This is a genomic window from Streptomyces sp. NPDC045968 (genome assembly GCF_056430475.1).
The window spans coordinates 15,885-33,779 of sequence record NZ_JBWKLF010000017.1; the positions used below are offsets into that span (position 1 = coordinate 15,885).

Below are 17,895 nucleotides of genomic sequence, written 5' to 3' on the forward strand. Positions count from 1 at the left end.
AATGGCGACATCAGGAGCTGGTGAGAATCACGAGTTGCTGGGTTGCCCGGGTCATCGCGACATAGCGGTCGACCGCTCCTTCGATGCCCTTGCCGAAGCCCTCCGGGTCGATGAGGACGACCAGGTCGAATTCGAGCCCCTTCGAGAGCCCCGGGGTGAGTGACCGGACGCGCGACGACGTCGTACGGAAGGTGGGAGCGCCGATGACGCAGGCGGTCCCGTCGGCGTGAGCGGCGAGCCAGGTGTCGAGGACCTGGTCGAGGTCCGAGGCAGGTCCGTGCACGACGGGGACGCCGTTGCTGCGGATGGAGGTCGGCACGTTGGCGTCCGGGAGCGCGGTCCGGATGACCGGCTCGGCTTCCGTCATGATCTCTTCCGGCGTCCGGTAGTTGATGCTCAGGGAGGCCAGGCTGATCCGGTCGAGCCCGACCCGCTCCAGCCGTTCCTGCCACGACTCCGTGAAGCCGTGCCTGGCCTGGGCGCGGTCCCCGACGATGGTGAAGCTCCGCGACGGGCACCGGATCAGCAGCATCTGCCACTCCGCGTCGGTCAGTTCCTGGGCCTCGTCCACGACGACGTGCGCGAACGGACCGGCCAGCAGGTCCCGTTCGGTGTCGGACGAGGACGCGGTCCCGTCGATCAGGGTGTCCTTCAGGTCCTGGCCGCGCAGCATCGTCAGCGCGCCTTCGCCGTCCTGATCGGTTTCGATCAGGACGTCGATGACCTTGGCCATCTGCTCGCGTTCGGCGGCGACGGTGGCGTTGTGCCGACGTCTGCGGCGCGAGGTGTCCGGGTCGCCGAGCCGCTGCCGTGCCGCGTCCAGGAGCGGCAGGTCGGACACGGTCCAGGCCTGGGCGTCCTCCCGCTGGAGTCGCGACACGTCGTCGCGGCCGAGCCAGGGGGCGCACTTGCGCAGGTAGGCGGGTACGGACCACAGGTCCCCGACGAGGTCGGCCGCTTCGAGCAGCGGCCACGCGTTGTCGAAGACCGCGAGCAGTTCCCTGTTCTTATGAAGCGACTTGCGGAGCTGCTCGGCGGTGTCCTCGTCGTCGTGCTTGTCCACCAGGATCGTGAGCAGTTCCTCCCAGATCTGGTCGCGCGCCTCGTTGTGCGGGATTCCGGGTGCCGCGTCGAACGCCACGGCCCAGTCGGCGGCGGTCAGCCGGATGTCGGACCAGTGGGTGGTGACGGTCATGCCCTGGGTGGGCGGCTCCTCGTAGAACCTGACGGCCGCCTCGATCGCCTTCACCAGGTCGGCGGACGACTTCAGACGGGCCACCTCCGGGTCGGCCTCGGCCCCTGCCGCGGCCCCTTCGGTGACGAGGTCCCGCAGGGTGCAGGTCTGTACGCCCTCCTCTCCGAGGCTGGGGAGGACATCGGCGACGTACCCCAGGTACGGCTGGTGCGGACCGACGAACAGGACGCCGCCCCGGCGGTGTCCGAGCCGCGGGTCGGAGTAGAGGAGGTAGGCGGAGCGGTGCAGGGCGACGACGGTCTTGCCGGTGCCCGGGCCGCCGTCGACGACGAGAGCGCCGCGCGAACCCGCGCGGATGATGGCGTCCTGGTCGGCCTGGATGGTGCCGAGCACATCGCGCATCCGGGGCGAGCGGTTGCTGCCCAGGCTGGCGATGAAGGCGGACTGGTCGTCGAGCGCGGCATGCCCGTCGAACCCGTCCGAGGTGAACACCTCGTCCCAGTAGTCGCTGATCCGGCCACGCGTCCAGCGGTACCTGCGGCGGCTCGTCAGACCCATCGGGTTGCCGTGGGTCGCTCCGAAGAACGGCTCGGCGGCGGGCGAACGCCAGTCGAGCAGCAGCCGACGGCCGGCGCTGTCCGTGAGACCGAGCCGTCCGACGTACACGGGCTCGGAGTCGTCCGCACCGACCATGTGCCCGAGGCACAGGTCGAGCCCGAAGCGACGCAGTGCGCGCAGGCGAGCGGTCAGCCGGTGGATCTCCATGTCCCGGTCCATCGCCTGCTGGCCCAGGCCGCCGGGGGCCTTGCGTGCGGCGGTGAGGCGGTCGGAGAGCTCGGCGATCGACTGGTCCAGGCACTCCGCGATGGCAGCGAAGTGCTGCTCGTCACCGGCGATGAGCGTCGGATCGGCCTTGGAGGAGAGACGCTCGGGAAGGTCGAAGGCGCTGGTGGTCAGTGAAACACGCACTGAGTGAATCTCCCGTTTCCGCAGGTTCTTCTGGCTACAGCGAGTGATTCTGAGGGATGACCGGGGCCTTGCCGCAAGCCCCCCTGTGCGCTATAAGTTGAGAGTGGAAAGAGGTGGGTACTCCCTCTTCCTTCAGCTCCGCTCCGCAGGCAGGGCCTCTCGCACCGCCTGTGCGGTGGCTCGCGCGTCGTAACCCTCCGGGACACCCGCCACCAGAATGATGTCGCCCTTGATGTGCCGTGAGCGCAGCGGGGCGATCTCCTGGTACGCGGGCGAGTCCCACCAGGCCCGCGCCTCGGCGATCCCGGGGAACCCGATCATCACGACGGCCCCGGGCCAGCTGCCCTCCAACACCTCGTGCGGCGTGACGTGCACGAGGAAGTGTCCTCCGTACGGCTCGAAGGTGGCGGGGATGCGCTCCATGTACTCGGCGATCTCCGGGTGCGGGGCGGCGTCCTGGAGATGAGCGATGGCGTAGGCGGGCACGATGGTCCTTCCGGTCGGTGAGGTCGGTCTCCGTACGCCGAGCTTGGCATCGCACCGCACCGGGGTCGATTACCTCGCGGGTCATGACCCACCCGCCCGGCAACCGGGCGCCGCGACGTGCTCGGCGTTGTTCAGCATGAGCGTGGCGACCCGCGGGTCGCACCGGCGCACGCGGGGCACCAGGTGCGGCTCCGGCCCGGCCCGGACCTGGACGCGCGTTCACCGCACGGCCTGACGGGCCCTCAGCCCAGATGCCGGTCCCCCAGTGACACCAACAGCCGCCGCAGCGCGCCGTCGAGCGCCTGGCGGTCCTCGGGCGTCAGAGCCTCCAGCATCCGTTCCTCGTTGGCCACGTGGTCGACCACCGCCCGGTCGACGAGTTCCAGGCCGGCCTGCGTCAGGCGGACGCGGATGGCCCTGCGGTCGGCGGGGTCGGGGTGGCGTTCGATCAGGCCCTTGCGTTCCAGCTTGTCGAGACGGTTGGTGATCGCACCGGAGGTCACCATCGCCGACTTCAGGAGTCCGCCCGCGGTGAGTTCGTGCGGGGCGCCGACCCGGCGCAGGGTGGCGAGCACGTCGAACTCCGCGAACTCCAGACCGTGTTCGGCGAAGACCGGCTTCATGCCCTTGCTCAACAGGTGATCGGCACGCTTGATGCGGCCCACCAGGGCCATCGCGTCCAGTCCGGCGAGGCTCATGTCCGGGCGCTCGCGACGCCACTGGCCGCGCAGCTCGTCTATGGCATCGGAGTCCGTGCCGGGCTGCCGCTCCGCCTCGCGCTCACTCATTGCCGCGTTCCTCCCTCACCTGAGCCAGATCTCTCAACGTTCAGATACTTGACGTTCGCAGACCCCGTGGCTCACACTTATCTCAACGTTGAGAATAACAGCGTTGAGGGGAAATCCAAGGGGAGCGCCATGTCCATCACCAGCACCACACCCGCCGCGGGCACCACACCCACCACGCCCCACAGCAGCGGCACCCGACGCCCGGCCGCCCCGGGGCCCCGCACCTCCACCTCCCCCAAGGCGGCCCTGGGCATCGCCGCACTCGCCGCGATCGGGCCCGCCACCTGGGGCACCACCTACGTCACGACCACCGAACTCCTGCCCCCGGACCGCCCCCTGCTCGCCGCGGCCCTGCGCGCTCTGCCCGCCGGGCTCATCCTGCTCGCCCTCACCCGGCGCCTGCCGCGCGGCGACTGGTGGTGGAAGGCATCCGTGCTCGGGCTGCTGAACTTCGGGGCGTTCTTCCCGCTGCTGTTCTTCGGCGCCTACCACCTGCCAGGCGGCGTCGCCTCGACGGTCAGCGCGCTCATGCCGCTACTGGTGGCCGGATTCGGGGCCGGCGTGCTCAAGGTCCGGCCCACGCGCCGTACGTTGACCGCCGGACTCGTCGGGTTCGTGGGCGTCGGACTGCTCGTCCTGCGCGGGAGCGCCGAGGTCGACCTCGCGGGCATCACGGCCATGCTGACGGCCACCGTACTCATGGCGCTCGCCGTCGTGCTGAGCAAGCGGTGGGGGCGCCCCGAAGGCGTATCGCTGCTCGCCCTCACCGGCTGGCAGCTGACCGTCGGGGGCCTGGTGCTGGCACCCATCGCCCTCACGGCCGAGGGCCTGCCCGACCACTTCACCGGCGCGAACGTCGCCGGCTACGCCTACCTCGGCCTGATCGGCACAGCGGTCGCGTACGCCCTGTGGTTCCGCGGCATCGAACGCCTCCCGGCCTCCTCCGTGTCGTTCCTCGGCCTGACGAACCCGATCGTCGCCACGCTCGCCGGACTGCTGTTCCTCGGACAGACCCTGACCGCCTGGCAGATCGGCGGTCTGGCCCTGGTGGTCGCGAGCGTCGCACTCGGCCAGAACCTCCGCCCGGCCCGGCGCCGCACCACCCCGGCCGCCTGAACCGCACCCGCACCCACGCCCACACCCACACCCACAAGGAGCCGATCCCATGCGCATCACCGTCTTCGGAGCAGCCGGAAACGTCGGCAGCCGCGTCGTCACCGAGGCACTCACCCGGGGCCACGAGGTCACCGCCGTCGTCCGCGACCGGGCCCGCTTCACCGCGCTGCACCCCGACGCCACCCACCGCACGGGGGACGCCGGAATCCCGGACCAGGTGGCGGAGCTGAGCGCCGGACAGGACCTCGTGGTCAACGCCACCCGCCCCGCCCCCGGCCACGAGGACGAGCACGCCGCCATCAGCCGGGCGTTACTGTCCGGCCTCGCCCGCACCGGCGTCCGGCTGATCATGGTCGGCGGGGCGGGCAGTCTCACCGTGCCCGGCACCCGGGGCGTCCTCGCGAGCGACGACCCGGCCTACGTCCCCGCCGCCTGGCGGCACATCGCCCTGGCCTCCAACGCCCAGTTCGACGCGATCCGCACCGCCGGGACGGAGGTCGACTGGGCGTATCTGAGCCCGTCCGCCCTCCTGGAGCCGGGCCGCCGCACCGGCACCTTCAGGCTCGGCACCGACGAGCTCCTGGTCGACGCCGAGGGCAACTCGGCCATCTCCATGGAGGACTTGGCGGTGGCACTCCTGGACGAGGCGGAACACCCCAAGCACCACCGCACCCGCTTCACCGCCGGATACTGACGGCCCCGCTCCCTCAGCGGACCGCCGGGTTCCTGATCACTTCGAACAGGCTGGTGAAGCTGTCGTCACCATGACCGGCCGCCATACCGCGCTCGAAGTGCTTCAGGACCGCGGCGGGCAGCGCGGTGTCGATGCCCGAGTCCTTCACCGTGTGGACGACGTGGTCCATGCTCGCCACACCCATGGCCAGCCGGTCCACTTCGCCCCGGTGGTCCCCCGCGTCGATCCGCGGCGTGTAGTACGCCAGGAAGTCCGGCATCGTGGCCATCGTCGACGAGGCGTACGGCAGGATCTCCGCGGCGGTGATGCCGTTGGCCTCCGCCAGCGCCACGGCGTGCAGCCAACTCAGTGCGGACGTCCAGAACATGTCCATCTGGATCTGGTAGAACAGCGCGGCGAGCCCCGGGTCCTCGCCGCGGTAGTCGGTGCCGGTGAGGGTCTCCAGCGTTTCCCGGTGCGCCTCGAAGACCTCTTTCGGGCCGCTGTAGAAGGTGGAGGAGTCGCTCCGCCCGATACCCGCGGGTGACACCCGCACTCCACCGGTCAGGTGCTGGGCGCCGTGCCCGGCGGCCCACTTCGCCGCCTCCCGGGCCTTTTCCGGCGTGTCCGAGCTGAGGTTGACCAGGACGCGCCCGGACAGCGCGTCGGCGGCCGGTTCGAGAATCGCGTACATCGCGTCGTAGTCCGTCAGGCTCAGCACCACCAGCTCACTGGCAGCCACCGCCTCCCCGGCCGAGCCGGCCAGGATCGCCCCCTTCGCCACCAGGTCGTCGGCCTTGCTCGCGGTCCTGTTCCACACGGTCACCCGGTGTCCCCGGTCCAGGAACGCGTCCGCCATCGCCTTGCCCATCGGGCCGAGTCCGACCACGGTCACCGCTGCGTGCTTACCCATGAGTGCCTCCTAGAACGAACGCTCTATCTAGTCAGGAACGTAGCACAGTTCTAAAACGAACGCTCTACCCATTAGATTGGAGGGGTGAAGACAAAAACGTCAGACGCGGCAAGCTCCCTCGGCACCCGGGAACGGATCGTCCGGGCGGCCTCGACGCTGATGCAGCGCCAGGGGTTCGACGGCACCGGGATCAAGCAGATCTCCCTGGAGGCCGGGGCCACCCTCGGCTCCGTCTACCACTTCTTCCCGGGCGGGAAGCAGGAGCTGGCCATCGCGGCCGTGCACCACGGGGACCGCGAATTCGCCGACCTGCTGCGCGAGATCCTCGACGGCGAGGAAGACCCGGGCCGGGCGATCACCGCCTGCACCCGCAGCCTCGCCGAGGGGCTGCGCGCCTCGGACTGGATCGAGGGCTGCCCGGTCACGGCCACCGCACTCGGGACGGCGGGCCGCTTCCCCGACATCCAGCAGGCCGCCGCCGAGGCGTTCGCCCGCTGGCAGTCCATCGTCTTCGAGAAGCTGCGCGGCGCCGGCATCCCCGAGGACGACGCGAACGACCTCGCCGCCACGGTGATCAGCACGCTGGAAGGTGCCGAACTCGCGGCGCAGGTCTCGCGGGACGCCCGCCCCCTGGATGTCGCGGGCCGCCACCTGGCCCAACTGATCGCGCTCCACCGGAATGCACCCGGAGCTCAAGCAGCGAGTTCCGAGCGCTCTTAACAAGGATTGGGGGGATGGGTCAGTTGTCCCACCCACCCACCCTGCCTGGCGAGTTGACTTTTCGTGACCGACTTGCCACGGATGGTCATCACGCTCTAGCGTGCGTCCCGGACAACAAAAAACGACCCCCGCCGGTGCTGGAACACCTGACAGGGGTCTGACCAACAAGATCGAAAGCGAGTCGATCCATGGCTGACACTCAGCTTAGTGCTGCCCCCTGCGCCCCGCACGTATCTCCGTCCGCGACTCCGCACCCGATGGCCAACCCGGGTTACGGAAAGCGCACGGCGCCGTACGAACGCCCCCGCACCGAACGCGACTTCGCGCACCTGCTCCCCCGTGACGGCGCCATCGCCGCGTACATCGACCGGCTTCCGGACGGCTCCGACATCTCCGTGAAGGCGCTGGCCAAGGCGCTCCCGTACGGGCAGTGCGCCGTACGGACCTCGCTCAACCGGCTCCAGGAGGCCGGCCATCTGCGCCGGGGCAGCGAGTGCGTCGCCACCGAGCAGGTCCTGCTCTGGGTGACCCGGACGTTCTTCTCCCGCACGGCCCGCGACGACGACTGGTGGGCGGCGTTCACCAGGGGCGACGTACCGCAGGAGCCGCAACGGCCCACCCGATCCCGGGCGTTCATCCTGCTGGCCTCGCTCGGCCGGACCGCGTCCAGCCTGTCGCTCTCCGCGGCGGACTGCGTGGACCTGGAACCGCAGGTCAGCGAGTGGTTCGAGCGGGGCGCCACGGAAGAAGAACTCCTCCGCGCCCTCACCGCCGGCCTGCCCAACCCGGTTCACCACCCCGCGTCCCTCGTCGGCAGGCGCCTGCACGACAAGATGCCACCCGAACGAGTCACTCCGGTCCACCGAACCGTCCTGCGCACCCTGGAATGCAGCGAGTGCCGCGCCCCGGGCACCCCCGAGGCGCTCCTCGGCGGCCGATGCGCGCCCTGCCGGGGGACGGACCCGGCCCCCCACTTCGGCCCGCCCGGAGCGGTACAGGCGGGGCACGTGCGCGCGCGCATGAGCGAGGTGCGGGCGGCGCTGATTCCGCGCCCCGAGCGGCCGAGCGTCAGGCGCTGACACCCGCCCTGCCAACACCTGCCCCCGTCTCCCTCGTTGGCCGTGTCGACGATGCCGCCTTTCGAAGGACGCCCATGCGCCGACGCTTCACCAGGTACCGTGCCGGAATCCTCTGCGCGGTGCTCGTCATGGCCACCTTCGTCGGGTTCCAGCTGACGTCACTGACCGGACGGGATTCCCCCGACTCGAAGAACTACCTCTCCTACGCCCTCCGGCTGAGCGGCGAAAGCCGAGCCTCGGCCACCGCTCAGGCCATCGACTACACCTGCGCCGACGAGGCCGACCGTCCCCTGGTCCGGGAATGCGTGCGGAAGCTGACGCGATCGACCGCGTACTGGACGCGGCACGGCAACACCACCGGCATGACCGGGCCCTTCTTCAACGCCCGCTTCATGGCGATCTACGAAGCGCGGCCCGGATATCCCTTGTTCCTGGTGCCGTTCATCGCCGTGTTCGGACTCGTCCTGGGCGTCTGGCTGGCCGGTGTGACCGTCGCCCTGGCCGGCAGCCTCTTCGTGCTGGCGACGCTGCGCGCCGCCGGTGCCCACTGGCCGGCCGCGTTGTGCGGGCAGATCCTCTTCCTGACCCTGCCCACCGGGGCCGTCGCGATGCTCCCCATGGCCGACGGACTCACCCTGGCCTGCACGGCGGCGGTCGCACTCGGCTGCACGCTGACCCTGAACGGGGAGCGCCGCAGGGCCGGGACCGCCCTCGTCGCGGGCGGCCTCCTCGTGGCCTTCCTGGCGCGCTACTCCCAGGCGCTCCTGCTGGCCGCCGCCCTCACGGCCGCCTTCGGCGGACTCGCCTGGTACCGCAAGCGCCGCCACCGCCCGCACCGGCCGGCGCTGGGCCTCCTCGTCCTCTGCGGCGGCCTGGCCCTGGCCATGCAGCTGACCACGTACGTACTGGGCTGGCCCTCCGGACACGACAGCGCCCAGGACCTGCTGACCCACCACTACCAGCGTCCGGACGTGCCCGACCCCTGGCCCGGGTTTTTCACCCAGGAAAAGATCTTCTGGTCGGCCTGGGCGGACCACCAGCTCAAGGACCCCTTACTTCTCATCACCCTGGCCCTGGCCGCGTGCTCCACGCTCCGACGCCCCACGTACCTCGGCCTGCTCGCCGCCGCCACGGCCGCGGGCGGCGTACTCAACCAGGCCGGACACCCCAACCTCGACATGCTGGCCGGTCAACGCCTCATCGTCCTGATCTGGTTCCTCCCGGTCCTCACGATCCCGCTGCTCCTCACGGCACGGCGTGGGACGAGCGGACGCGGAACGGCCCCGGCCCCCGGGACGAATCCCAGGGGCCGGGGCCGGCAACGTACTGCTGCGAACAGCTGAACAGCTATGGAGCTACTGATCCGGGAGGGATCAGAAGTCCATGTCACCGCCCGGCATGCCGCCCGGGGCGGCCGCGCCGGCCTTCTCGGGCTTGTCGGCGATGACGGCCTCGGTGGTGAGGAAGAGCGCGGCGATGGACGCGGCGTTCTGCAGAGCGGAGCGCGTGACCTTCGCCGGGTCGATGATGCCCTCGGCGATCATGTCGACGTACTCGCCGGTCGCGGCGTTGAGGCCGTGACCGATCGGCAGGTTGCGCACCTTCTCGACGACGACGCCACCCTCAAGACCACCGTTGACGGCGATCTGCTTGAGCGGGGCCTCCAGCGCGAGCTTCACGGCGTTGGCGCCCGTGGCCTCGTCACCGGTCAGGTCGAGCTTCTCGAAGACGGCCGTGGCCTGGAGCAGAGCCACGCCACCACCGGCGACGATGCCCTCCTCGACGGCGGCCTTGGCGTTGCGCACCGCGTCCTCGATGCGGTGCTTGCGCTCCTTGAGCTCGACCTCGGTCGCGGCGCCGGCCTTGATGACGGCCACGCCGCCGGCCAGCTTCGCGAGGCGCTCCTGGAGCTTCTCGCGGTCGTAGTCCGAGTCGGAGTTCTCGATCTCGGCACGGATCTGCTTGACGCGACCCTGAACCTGGTCGCTCTCGCCCGCACCGTCGACGATCGTGGTCTCGTCCTTGGTGATGACGACCTTGCGGGCGCTGCCGAGCAGGTCCAGGCCGGCGTTCTCCAGCTTGAGACCGACCTCCTCGGAGATGACGGTGCCACCGGTGAGGATGGCGATGTCGCCGAGCATGGCCTTGCGGCGGTCACCGAAGCCCGGAGCCTTGACGGCGACGGACTTGAAGGTGCCACGGATCTTGTTGACGACCAGGGTCGACAGGGCCTCGCCCTCGACGTCCTCCGCGATGATCAGCAGGGGCTTGCCCGACTGCATGACCTTCTCCAGCAGCGGAAGGAGGTCCTTCACGTTGCTGATCTTGGAGTTGACGATCAGGATGTACGGGTCGTCGAACGACGTCTCCATACGCTCCATGTCGGTGGCGAAGTACGCCGAGATGTAGCCCTTGTCGAAGCGCATACCCTCGGTGAGCTCCAGCTCCAGACCGAAGGTCTGGGACTCCTCGACGGTGATGACGCCTTCCTTGCCGACCTTGTCCATAGCCTCGGCGATCTTGGCGCCGATCTCGGTGTCAGCAGCGGAGATGGAGGCGGTCGAAGCGATCTGCTCCTTGGTCTCCACGTCCTTCGCCTGCTCCAGCAGAGCGGCGGAGACGGCCTCGACGGCCTTCTCGATGCCACGCTTCAGAGCCATCGGGTTGGCACCCGCGGCGACGTTGCGCAGACCCTCGCGGACGAGAGCCTGGGCGAGAACGGTGGCGGTGGTCGTACCGTCGCCGGCGACGTCGTCCGTCTTCTTGGCGACCTCCTTGACCAGCTCCGCACCGATCTTCTCGTACGGGTCCTCGAGCTCGATCTCCTTGGCGATGGAAACACCATCGTTGGTGATCGTGGGCGCGCCCCACTTCTTCTCGAGGACGACGTTACGGCCCTTGGGGCCGAGGGTGACCTTGACGGCGTCGGCGAGCTGGTTCATCCCGCGCTCGAGACCGCGCCGTGCCTCCTCGTCGAACGCGATGATCTTGGCCATGTGAAGTGGTCCTCCCGGACAGGGGTGGATTCTCCGGACCGAGAGGCGCCCGCGACGGACGGCCAGCGTGCTGTGTGGTTCCTTGCCCCACGCAGCCTGCGGGCCTCACCGGCCCGGTCCAAGTTTCTGTCACTCTCACCTGGAGAGTGCTAACGCCAATGATTAGCACTCGACCCCTGCGAGTGCAAGCGTCCCCCTCCGGATGTGGACAACCGGGCGCGTCCGGAAGAGCGGCGATCACGGGGCCGCACAGGGGGCACCGGCCGTACGGACCCACGGGGTCGTACAGACGCACGGAGGGCCCGCACCCCCTTGGGGGTACGGGCCCTACGCGCGTGAGTAGTGTCGTTGGCCGACTGCGCCGAGCTCAGCCGACGGCGAGCTTGACCATGTCCGCCTGCGGCCCCTTCTGGCCCTGCGAGATCTCGAATTCAACTCGCTGACCCTCTTCGAGGGTGCGGTACCCGTCCATCTGGATCGCGCTGTAGTGGACGAAAACATCCGCACCACCGTCGACCGCGATGAAGCCGTACCCCTTCTCCGCGTTGAACCACTTGACGGTGCCCTGAGCCATGCCTAACTCCCCTATTACTGGCCCTTGCACAGGACCGCACTTCGCGGGCCCGGGTCAGAACTCACCCTCCGACAGGAGAGGGTGTGTGCGCCGGAACGCGTCGACCGCGGCCGAATGTATCTGCCCAACTGCCCTCTGCAACAGGTCAATCGGACGAGAATTCTGGGCACAGCCGATCGCCCCTTTATGGGGAATTCATGAGATTCCTGGGCAAGTCGGGCCTGACAAAGGCCACTTATGGCTCAAGGGGGTCGCACACTTTGGCTGCTTCTTATCGGGGCCGGGCGCATTCTCATATGCGGGCGGCACAGGCAGCGGAGGGGACTTCCCAACTCTACCGCGCCTAACCATGCAGAATTGCCCCCTCCGCTTCTCTCGCGGAGGGGGCAATGGTGGTGACGCTGCGAAGTCAGCAGCCGCCTGCGACGGCCGGGATGATCGAGACACCGGCACCGTCCGGGGTGGCCGCGTCCAGGCCGCCCTCGAAGCGCACGTCGTCGTCGTTGACGTAGACGTTCACGAAGCGGCGCAGCTTGCCCTGGTCGTCCAGGACGCGGGCGGCGATGCCCGGGTGGTTCTTCTCCAGGGAGTCGATGACCTCGGAGAGGACCGCGCCCTCGGCCGAGACCTCGGCCTGGCCGTCCGTGTAGGTGCGGAGGATGGTGGGGATGCGGACCTTGACGCTCATGGTGGGTGCCTTCCTCGGGTCTCGGCGGGTGGTCAGCTGGTGGCGAGGCCGGCGGCGCGGAACGCGTCCAGGCTCGGCCGGATCGTCGCGGTCGCCTGCGAGGTCGCGGCCACCGCGTCGAGCGTCTTGAGGCCGTCACCGGTGTTCAGGACGACGGTGGTCAGGGTCGGGTCGAGCAGACCCGCCTCGATCAGCTTCTTCGTCACGCCGACCGTCACCCCGCCCGCGGTCTCCGCGAAGATGCCCTCGGTGCGGGCCAGCAGCTTGATCGCGTCGACGATCTGCTCGTCGTTCACGTCCTCCACGGCCCCACCGGTACGGCGGGCGATGTCCAGGACGTACGGCCCGTCGGCCGGATTCCCGATCGCCAGGGACTTGGCGATCGTGTTCGGCTTCTGGGGGCGCACGACGTCGTGACCGGCCTTGAAGGCCACCGACACCGGGGAACAGCCCTCGGCCTGCGCGCCGAAGATCTTGTACGGCTTGTCCTCGACCAGACCGAGCTTGATGAGCTCCTGGAGCCCCTTGTCGATCTTCGTGAGCTGCGATCCGGAGGCGATCGGGATCACGAGCTGGTCGGGCAGCTGCCAGCCGAGCTGCTCGCAGATCTCGTACGCGAGGGTCTTGGAGCCCTCGCCGTAGTACGGACGCAGGTTGACGTTGACGAAGCCCCAGCCCTCGCCGAGCGGGTCGCCGATGAGCTCGGAGCAGAAGCGGTTGACGTCGTCGTAATTGCCCTCGATGCCGACCAGCTCACCGCCGTACACCGCGGCCATGACGACCTTGCCCTGCTCCAGGTCGTGCGGGATGAACACGCAGGACCGGAAGCCGGCGCGGGCGGCGGCGGCGCCCACCGCACCGGCGAGGTTGCCGGTGGAGGAGCAGGAGAGGGTGGTGAAGCCGAACGCGCGGGCGGCCTCGACGGCGATCGCGACGACCCGGTCCTTGAAGGAGTGCGTCGGGTTCCCGGAGTCGTCCTTGACGAACAGTCCACCGGTGACGCCCAGTTCACGGGCGAGGTTGTCGGCCTTGACCAGCTTGGTGAAGCCGGGGTTGATGTTGGGCTTGTCCGCGACATCGGCGGGGACCGGCAGCAGCGGCGCGTAACGCCAGATGTTGTTGGGTCCGGCCTCGATGCGCTTCTTCAGCTCGTCGGGAGAGCCGCTCGGCAGGTCGTACGCCACTTCGAGCGGCCCGAAACAGGACGCGCAGGCGAACAGGGGGCCGAGCTCGAAACGCTCGCCGCACTCGCGGCAGGAAAGCGCCGCGGCGGGACCGAGGTCCACAGTGGAAGGGGTGTTCGTCAGTTCAGTCTGGACAGCCATGCTGGCGGAGGCCCTTTCTCCTCATCTTCCTCATGGCGCATTTCGCCATGAGACGGATTTGGCACCTTCCCCACCGTGACCTCGCGGTCGATGGGGGGGTTGCCGGGACTTCAACGGGCCGTTCCCTCAGTCCCTCTGGATGAGCGCTGTGGCACTGGATCACCGATCCAGGCGTTTGTCGGCGGGCGGACCCCGAGATGCGAGGGTCGTCCGCGTTGCTCAAGACTGTAACCGAAGCCTCGGACGGTGGAGATAGTCGTCCGAACCGCGAGATGGATCACACGCAGGGAGATTCGACCGTGATCGAAGAGGTGGAACGTTGGCTGACCAGGCGTTCCTGGTCGGCCGCCGATCGTCCGCTGGATCGTCTCGCGGCCGCCAGGGCCCGGGACCCGCTCCGTGGAAGCATCAGCGTCGTCCTGCCCGCCCTCAACGAGGAGGAGACGGTCGGCGACATCGTGACGACGATCCGGCGCGAGCTCATGGAGCGCGTGCCGCTGATCGACGAGCTGGTGGTGATCGACTCCGGTTCGACCGACGCCACCGCGCGGGTCGCCACGGAGGCAGGCGCCCGGGTGGTGCACCGGGACGCGATCCTGCCCCGAATACCCGCCGTCCCCGGCAAGGGCGAGGTGCTGTGGCGGTCACTGCTGGTCACCAGCGGCGAGATCGTCTGCTTCATCGACGCGGATCTGAAGGATTTCTCCGCGGACTTCGTCTCCGGGACCGTCGGGCCGCTGCTCACCGACCCCTCGGTGCAGTTCGTGAAGGCGATGTACGACCGCCCGCTGGGAAACACCGCTGGTCAAGGTGGCCGCGTCACTGAACTGGTGGCACGCCCCGTGCTCAATCTGCACTGGCCGCAGCTGGCCGGTTTCGTCCAGCCGCTGGGCGGCGAGTACGCGGTGCGGCGTTCCCTGCTCGAACAGCTGCCCTTCCCCGTCGGTTACGGAGTGGAGCTGGGCCTGCTCATCGACTCGCTGCACCTGGTGGGGCTGGACGCGCTGGCACAGGTCGACGTCGGCGTACGCAAACACCGCCACCAGGACGGTCAGGCGCTGGGCCGGATGGCGGCGACGATCTACCGCACCGCGCAGCTCCGGCTCTCCCGGGGCCATCTGGTGCGGCCGGTGCTGACCCAGTTCGAGCGGGGCGAGAACGGCTTCGTGCCGTGCACCCATGTGGTGGACACGGAGGAGCGGCCTCCGATGCGTGACATCGAGGAGTACCTGTCCCGTCGCGCGGCGTAACCGATGAAGTCATAAAAGTTCCCTACATTTCACTTTTATGACTTTTCCTCGACTGGGGGCCGCTCCGCGCCGGTGGCGCCGGCTGCCCTCGTACGCCACCCCCCTGGCCGTGCTCGGCTCCGTCGCGCACGGCTCCCTGGCCGAGACCGGCGGCGACAGTGAGCGGCTGTGGCTGCTCGGTGGCCTCGGGCTCGCCCTGACCGGGGCCGGGGCGGTCGCCCGCGCGGCGGCCCGCGGCCGTGGGCGCGGACGCGACCGCGGCTGACCGGCGGAACGTGAGCGCGGCCGGACTCACGTTTGGGGGGTTACGGAACGGGCTAGGTTCCGGTACATGGTCTCCGAGCACGCTGCCCAGGTCCTCGTCGCGTCCAACCGCGGCCCGGTGTCGTACACCCGGGGCGAGGACGGCTCGCTCACATCGAAACGGGGCGGGGGCGGCCTCGTCTCCGGCCTCAGCGCCGTCGACGACAAGCTGTGGGTGTGCGCGGCCCTGAGCGACGGCGACCGGGAGGCGGTCAGGCAGGGGGTCGCCGAACCGGGCGTCCGGATGCTCGACATCGACGCCGCTCTCCACGCCGACGCGTACAACGGCATCGCCAACTCGGTGCTCTGGTTCGTCCACCACATGCTGTACCAGACGCCGTTGGAGCCCACGTTCGACGCGGAGTTCCGGCGGCAGTGGGCTTCGTACGAGGCGTACAACCGGGCCTTCGCCGAAGCGCTCGCCGAGGAGGCGGGCGAGGGGGCGGCGGTCCTCGTGCAGGACTACCACCTGGCGCTGGTGCCGGGCATGCTCCGAGAGCTCCGCGCCGATCTGCGGATCGGCCACTTCTCGCACACCCCGTGGGCGCCCGTCGACTACTTCCGCCTGCTGCCCGACGACATCGGCGAGCAGTTGCTGCGGGGCATTCTCGGCGCCGACCGGGCGGCGTTCCTCACCCGGCGGTGGGCCGACGCCTTCATCGGCTGCTGTACGGAGATCCTGGGCGGCACCGGCCGGACCCGGATCGGGGTGCACGGGCTGGGGGCGGACGCGGAGTTCCTGCGCCGCCGCTCGCACGAGGCGGACGTGGACGAGCGGATGGCGGCGCTGCGGGAGCAGGTGGGTACCGGCCGGCGGACGATCGTGCGGGTGGACCGCACGGAGCTCTCCAAGAACATCGTGCGCGGGCTGCTCGCGTACCGGGAGCTGCTGGAGGAGCACCCGGAGTGGCGCGAGCGGGTCTCCCATATCGCGTTCGCCTATCCCTCGCGGCAGGACCTCGCGGTGTACCGGGAGTACACGGCGGCGGTGCAGACGCTGGCCGACGAGATCAACGCGGCGTACGGGACGCCCGGCTGGACGCCGGTGATCCTGCACGTCAAGGACGACTTCGCGCGGTCCCTGGCGGCGTACCGGCTGGCCGACGTGGCGCTGGTGAACCCGATCCGTGACGGGATGAACCTGGTCGCCAAGGAGGTCCCCGTGGTCTCCGACGACGGCTGCGTTCTGGTGCTGTCGCGGGAGGCGGGGGCGTACGAGGAGCTGGGCGACGCCTCGATCGTGGTGAACCCGTACGACGTGTCCGCCACGGCCGAGGCGCTGCACCAGGCGCTGTCGATGCCGCACGACGAGCGGGCGGACCGCACGAAGGCGCTGGCCGCCGCTGCGACGGCGCTGCCGCCGCAGCAGTGGTTCCTGGACCAGCTAGACGCGCTGCGCGAGGGCTGACAGGAAACGGACGACGTCGGCCGGGCCCGGGACCACCAGGTCGGCCCGCTCGGCGAGTTCGGGCACCTCGGCGCCTCCGCTGCAGATCAGCAGGCCGGGGATGCCGTCCGGGCCCTCGGTGCGGAGCTTCTCCACCGCGCCGTAGGCGGCGAGGTCGCCGAGGTCGTCACCGGCGTACAGGACGGACTCGGCGTCCATCGCCCGTACGTACTCGGCGAGTGCGATGCCCTTGTCCATGCCGGGCGGGCGCAACTCCAGGACCTGGCGCCCGGGTTCGACGATCAGGCCGTGCCGGGCCGCGAGCAGGCCGAGGGGTTCGCGCAGCGACTCGAAGGCGGCCTGCGGGTCGTCGGCCCGGCGCGTGTGTACGGCGACGGCCTGGCCCTTCTCCTCGACCCAGGCACCGTGCCAGAGGCCCAGCTCATGGAGCAGGCCGGGCAGTTCGGCGCGGACGGCTGCGACGCCGGGGTGCGGGGCGGGGGCGTGCACGGTGCCGGAGACGGCGTCCCAGCGTTCGGCGCCGTAATGGCCGAGGACGACGAGGTGATCGAGACCGGGCACCCCCGCGAAGCCGCCGTACCGCACGGCGACACCGGCCGGCCGGCCGGTGATCACGGCGACGGACGCGACGCGCGGCGCGAGCGCGGCGAGCGCGGGGACGGCGCCGGGGTGGGCGCGGGCCTGTTCCGGATCGGGGACGATGTCGGCGAGCGTGCCGTCGAAGTCGAGGGCGACCACGGCTCGGTCGGGCCGAGCGAGGATCGCGGCGAGACCTTCGCGGCCGGCCGGGGTGGTGGGGGTCGGCAGGTGATCAAGGTTGCTGCCCATGCCTCGACCCTATAGCCCGCACCCCACTCGCGGGGCTCCGCGCCTTCAACCACCGCCCGGGCCCCACACGACCGCACCGCCCTGGTCCGGCACCGGTTCCGTCCTCAAACGCCGGACGGGCTGGATTCGACCGCCCCCGCAACCCCAGCCGAGGCCGGCAACCCCCAGCCCGCCCGGCGATTGAGGGCATCTTTCAGCCCAGCCGGCACCGGACCGGCTGGATTCGGCCGAGGCCGGCAACTCCCAGCCCGCCCGGCGATTGAGGGCATCTTTCAAGCCCGTCCGGCGTTTGAGGACCGGGGTTCGGGGCGGAGCCCCGAGGGGGGGCGGTCAGCGGCGGGTTCGGCGGGTGGCTCGTACCGCGCGGAGGCGGTTCACCGTGACCGGGTCCTCCGCCAGCGCCCGCACATCGTCGATCAACGCGTTCAGCAACTGGTAGTACCGGACCGGCGACATCCCGAGCTCCTCACGGATCGCCCGTTCCTTCGCCCCCGGACTCGCCCAGGAACGCCGCTCCAGGGCGAGCATGGCTCGGTCCCGGTCGGAGAGTGGGGCGGCTTCGGTCATATGAACAACCTAATCGG

The 17,895-nt window shown here is 69.9% G+C and carries 18 protein-coding genes and 1 riboswitch; of the genes, 8 read left to right on the forward strand and 10 right to left on the reverse strand.

The features are described 5' to 3' along the window. Window positions 1-10 precede the first annotated feature (10 nt). The 3 genes from helR to AC07FA_RS32725 all read right to left on the reverse strand — a co-directional run bounded on the left by helR (window position 11) and on the right by AC07FA_RS32725 (window position 3,438). Window positions 11-2,164: an RNA polymerase recycling motor ATPase HelR gene (helR, locus tag AC07FA_RS32715; protein WP_479079973.1), complete on the reverse strand. Its 2,154-nt coding sequence runs from the start codon at window positions 2,162-2,164 to the stop codon at window positions 11-13. 132 nt (window positions 2,165-2,296) lie between these two features. Beyond that, on the reverse strand, window positions 2,297-2,650 hold the full coding sequence (locus AC07FA_RS32720) for a DUF1330 domain-containing protein (protein WP_479079974.1): 354 nt from the start codon (window positions 2,648-2,650) through the stop codon (window positions 2,297-2,299). Between the two features lie 242 nt (window positions 2,651-2,892). Then, window positions 2,893-3,438, reverse strand: a complete 546-nt coding sequence (locus AC07FA_RS32725; protein WP_479079975.1) for a MarR family winged helix-turn-helix transcriptional regulator — start codon at window positions 3,436-3,438, stop codon at window positions 2,893-2,895. Window positions 3,439-3,567: 129 nt separating this feature from the next. On the opposite strand from AC07FA_RS32725, the gene AC07FA_RS32730 reads away from it, so the two are divergent. Together AC07FA_RS32730 and AC07FA_RS32735 are read left to right on the forward strand one after the other, a co-directional pair. Further along, window positions 3,568-4,554, forward strand: a complete 987-nt coding sequence (locus AC07FA_RS32730) for an EamA family transporter (RefSeq protein ID WP_479079976.1) — start codon at window positions 3,568-3,570, stop codon at window positions 4,552-4,554. Window positions 4,555-4,603: 49 nt separating this feature from the next. Beyond that, window positions 4,604-5,248, forward strand: coding sequence for an NAD(P)-dependent oxidoreductase (locus AC07FA_RS32735; protein WP_479079977.1), 645 nt, complete (start codon window positions 4,604-4,606; stop codon window positions 5,246-5,248). Between the two features lie 13 nt (window positions 5,249-5,261). On the opposite strand, the gene AC07FA_RS32740 is transcribed toward AC07FA_RS32735, so the two are convergent. After that, window positions 5,262-6,140, reverse strand: a complete 879-nt coding sequence (locus tag AC07FA_RS32740) for an NAD(P)-dependent oxidoreductase (protein WP_479079978.1) — start codon at window positions 6,138-6,140, stop codon at window positions 5,262-5,264. A gap of 84 nt (window positions 6,141-6,224) precedes the next feature. Between AC07FA_RS32740 and AC07FA_RS32745 the strand changes: the two genes are divergently transcribed. The 3 genes from AC07FA_RS32745 (at window position 6,225) to AC07FA_RS32755 (ending at window position 9,282) form a co-directional block, all read left to right on the forward strand. Then, entirely contained in the window at window positions 6,225-6,860 is a 636-nt protein-coding gene (locus tag AC07FA_RS32745; protein ID WP_479079979.1) for a TetR/AcrR family transcriptional regulator, read from the forward strand. Window positions 6,861-7,117: 257 nt separating this feature from the next. After that, window positions 7,118-7,939 (forward strand): hypothetical protein, encoded by an 822-nt coding sequence (locus AC07FA_RS32750; RefSeq protein WP_479079980.1) that lies wholly within the window; start codon window positions 7,118-7,120, stop codon window positions 7,937-7,939. 74 nt (window positions 7,940-8,013) lie between these two features. Further along, a complete protein-coding gene (locus AC07FA_RS32755) occupies window positions 8,014-9,282 on the forward strand; it encodes a hypothetical protein (protein WP_479079981.1) in 1,269 nt (422 codons plus the stop codon). A gap of 30 nt (window positions 9,283-9,312) precedes the next feature. On the opposite strand, the gene groL is transcribed toward AC07FA_RS32755, so the two are convergent. The 4 genes from groL to thrC all read right to left on the reverse strand — a co-directional run bounded on the left by groL (window position 9,313) and on the right by thrC (window position 13,522). Beyond that, window positions 9,313-10,935, reverse strand: a complete 1,623-nt coding sequence (gene groL, locus AC07FA_RS32760; protein WP_328905074.1) for a chaperonin GroEL — start codon at window positions 10,933-10,935, stop codon at window positions 9,313-9,315. 367 nt (window positions 10,936-11,302) lie between these two features. After that, window positions 11,303-11,509 (reverse strand): cold-shock protein, encoded by a 207-nt coding sequence (locus tag AC07FA_RS32765; protein WP_003967346.1) that lies wholly within the window; start codon window positions 11,507-11,509, stop codon window positions 11,303-11,305. A 409-nt stretch (window positions 11,510-11,918) separates the two neighbouring features. Beyond that, window positions 11,919-12,197 carry a MoaD/ThiS family protein gene (locus tag AC07FA_RS32770; RefSeq protein ID WP_479079982.1) on the reverse strand — a complete coding sequence of 93 codons (279 nt, stop codon included), beginning with the start codon at window positions 12,195-12,197 and terminating at the stop codon, window positions 11,919-11,921. Window positions 12,198-12,229: 32 nt separating this feature from the next. Then, window positions 12,230-13,522 carry a threonine synthase gene (gene thrC, locus AC07FA_RS32775; RefSeq protein WP_479079983.1) on the reverse strand — a complete coding sequence of 431 codons (1,293 nt, stop codon included), beginning with the start codon at window positions 13,520-13,522 and terminating at the stop codon, window positions 12,230-12,232. An 18-nt stretch (window positions 13,523-13,540) separates the two neighbouring features. Further along, window positions 13,541-13,668: riboswitch (SAM riboswitch) on the reverse strand. Between the two features lie 153 nt (window positions 13,669-13,821). Between thrC and AC07FA_RS32780 the strand changes: the two genes are divergently transcribed. The 3 genes from AC07FA_RS32780 to AC07FA_RS32790 all read left to right on the forward strand — a co-directional run bounded on the left by AC07FA_RS32780 (window position 13,822) and on the right by AC07FA_RS32790 (window position 16,483). Then, window positions 13,822-14,772, forward strand: a complete 951-nt coding sequence (locus AC07FA_RS32780) for a glucosyl-3-phosphoglycerate synthase (RefSeq protein ID WP_479079984.1) — start codon at window positions 13,822-13,824, stop codon at window positions 14,770-14,772. A gap of 37 nt (window positions 14,773-14,809) precedes the next feature. Then, window positions 14,810-15,037 carry a hypothetical protein gene (locus tag AC07FA_RS32785; protein ID WP_479079985.1) on the forward strand — a complete coding sequence of 76 codons (228 nt, stop codon included), beginning with the start codon at window positions 14,810-14,812 and terminating at the stop codon, window positions 15,035-15,037. Between the two features lie 66 nt (window positions 15,038-15,103). Next, entirely contained in the window at window positions 15,104-16,483 is a 1,380-nt protein-coding gene (locus AC07FA_RS32790; RefSeq protein WP_479079986.1) for an alpha,alpha-trehalose-phosphate synthase (UDP-forming), read from the forward strand. Here AC07FA_RS32790 and otsB read toward each other — a convergent pair. Both otsB and AC07FA_RS32800 read right to left on the reverse strand, forming a co-directional pair. Beyond that, entirely contained in the window at window positions 16,460-17,311 is an 852-nt protein-coding gene (otsB, locus tag AC07FA_RS32795) for a trehalose-phosphatase (protein WP_479079987.1), read from the reverse strand. The genes AC07FA_RS32790 and otsB overlap by 24 nt on opposite strands. 330 nt (window positions 17,312-17,641) lie before the next feature. Then, window positions 17,642-17,878, reverse strand: coding sequence for a DUF3263 domain-containing protein (locus AC07FA_RS32800; RefSeq protein ID WP_479079988.1), 237 nt, complete (start codon window positions 17,876-17,878; stop codon window positions 17,642-17,644). Window positions 17,879-17,895: the final 17 nt, after the last annotated feature.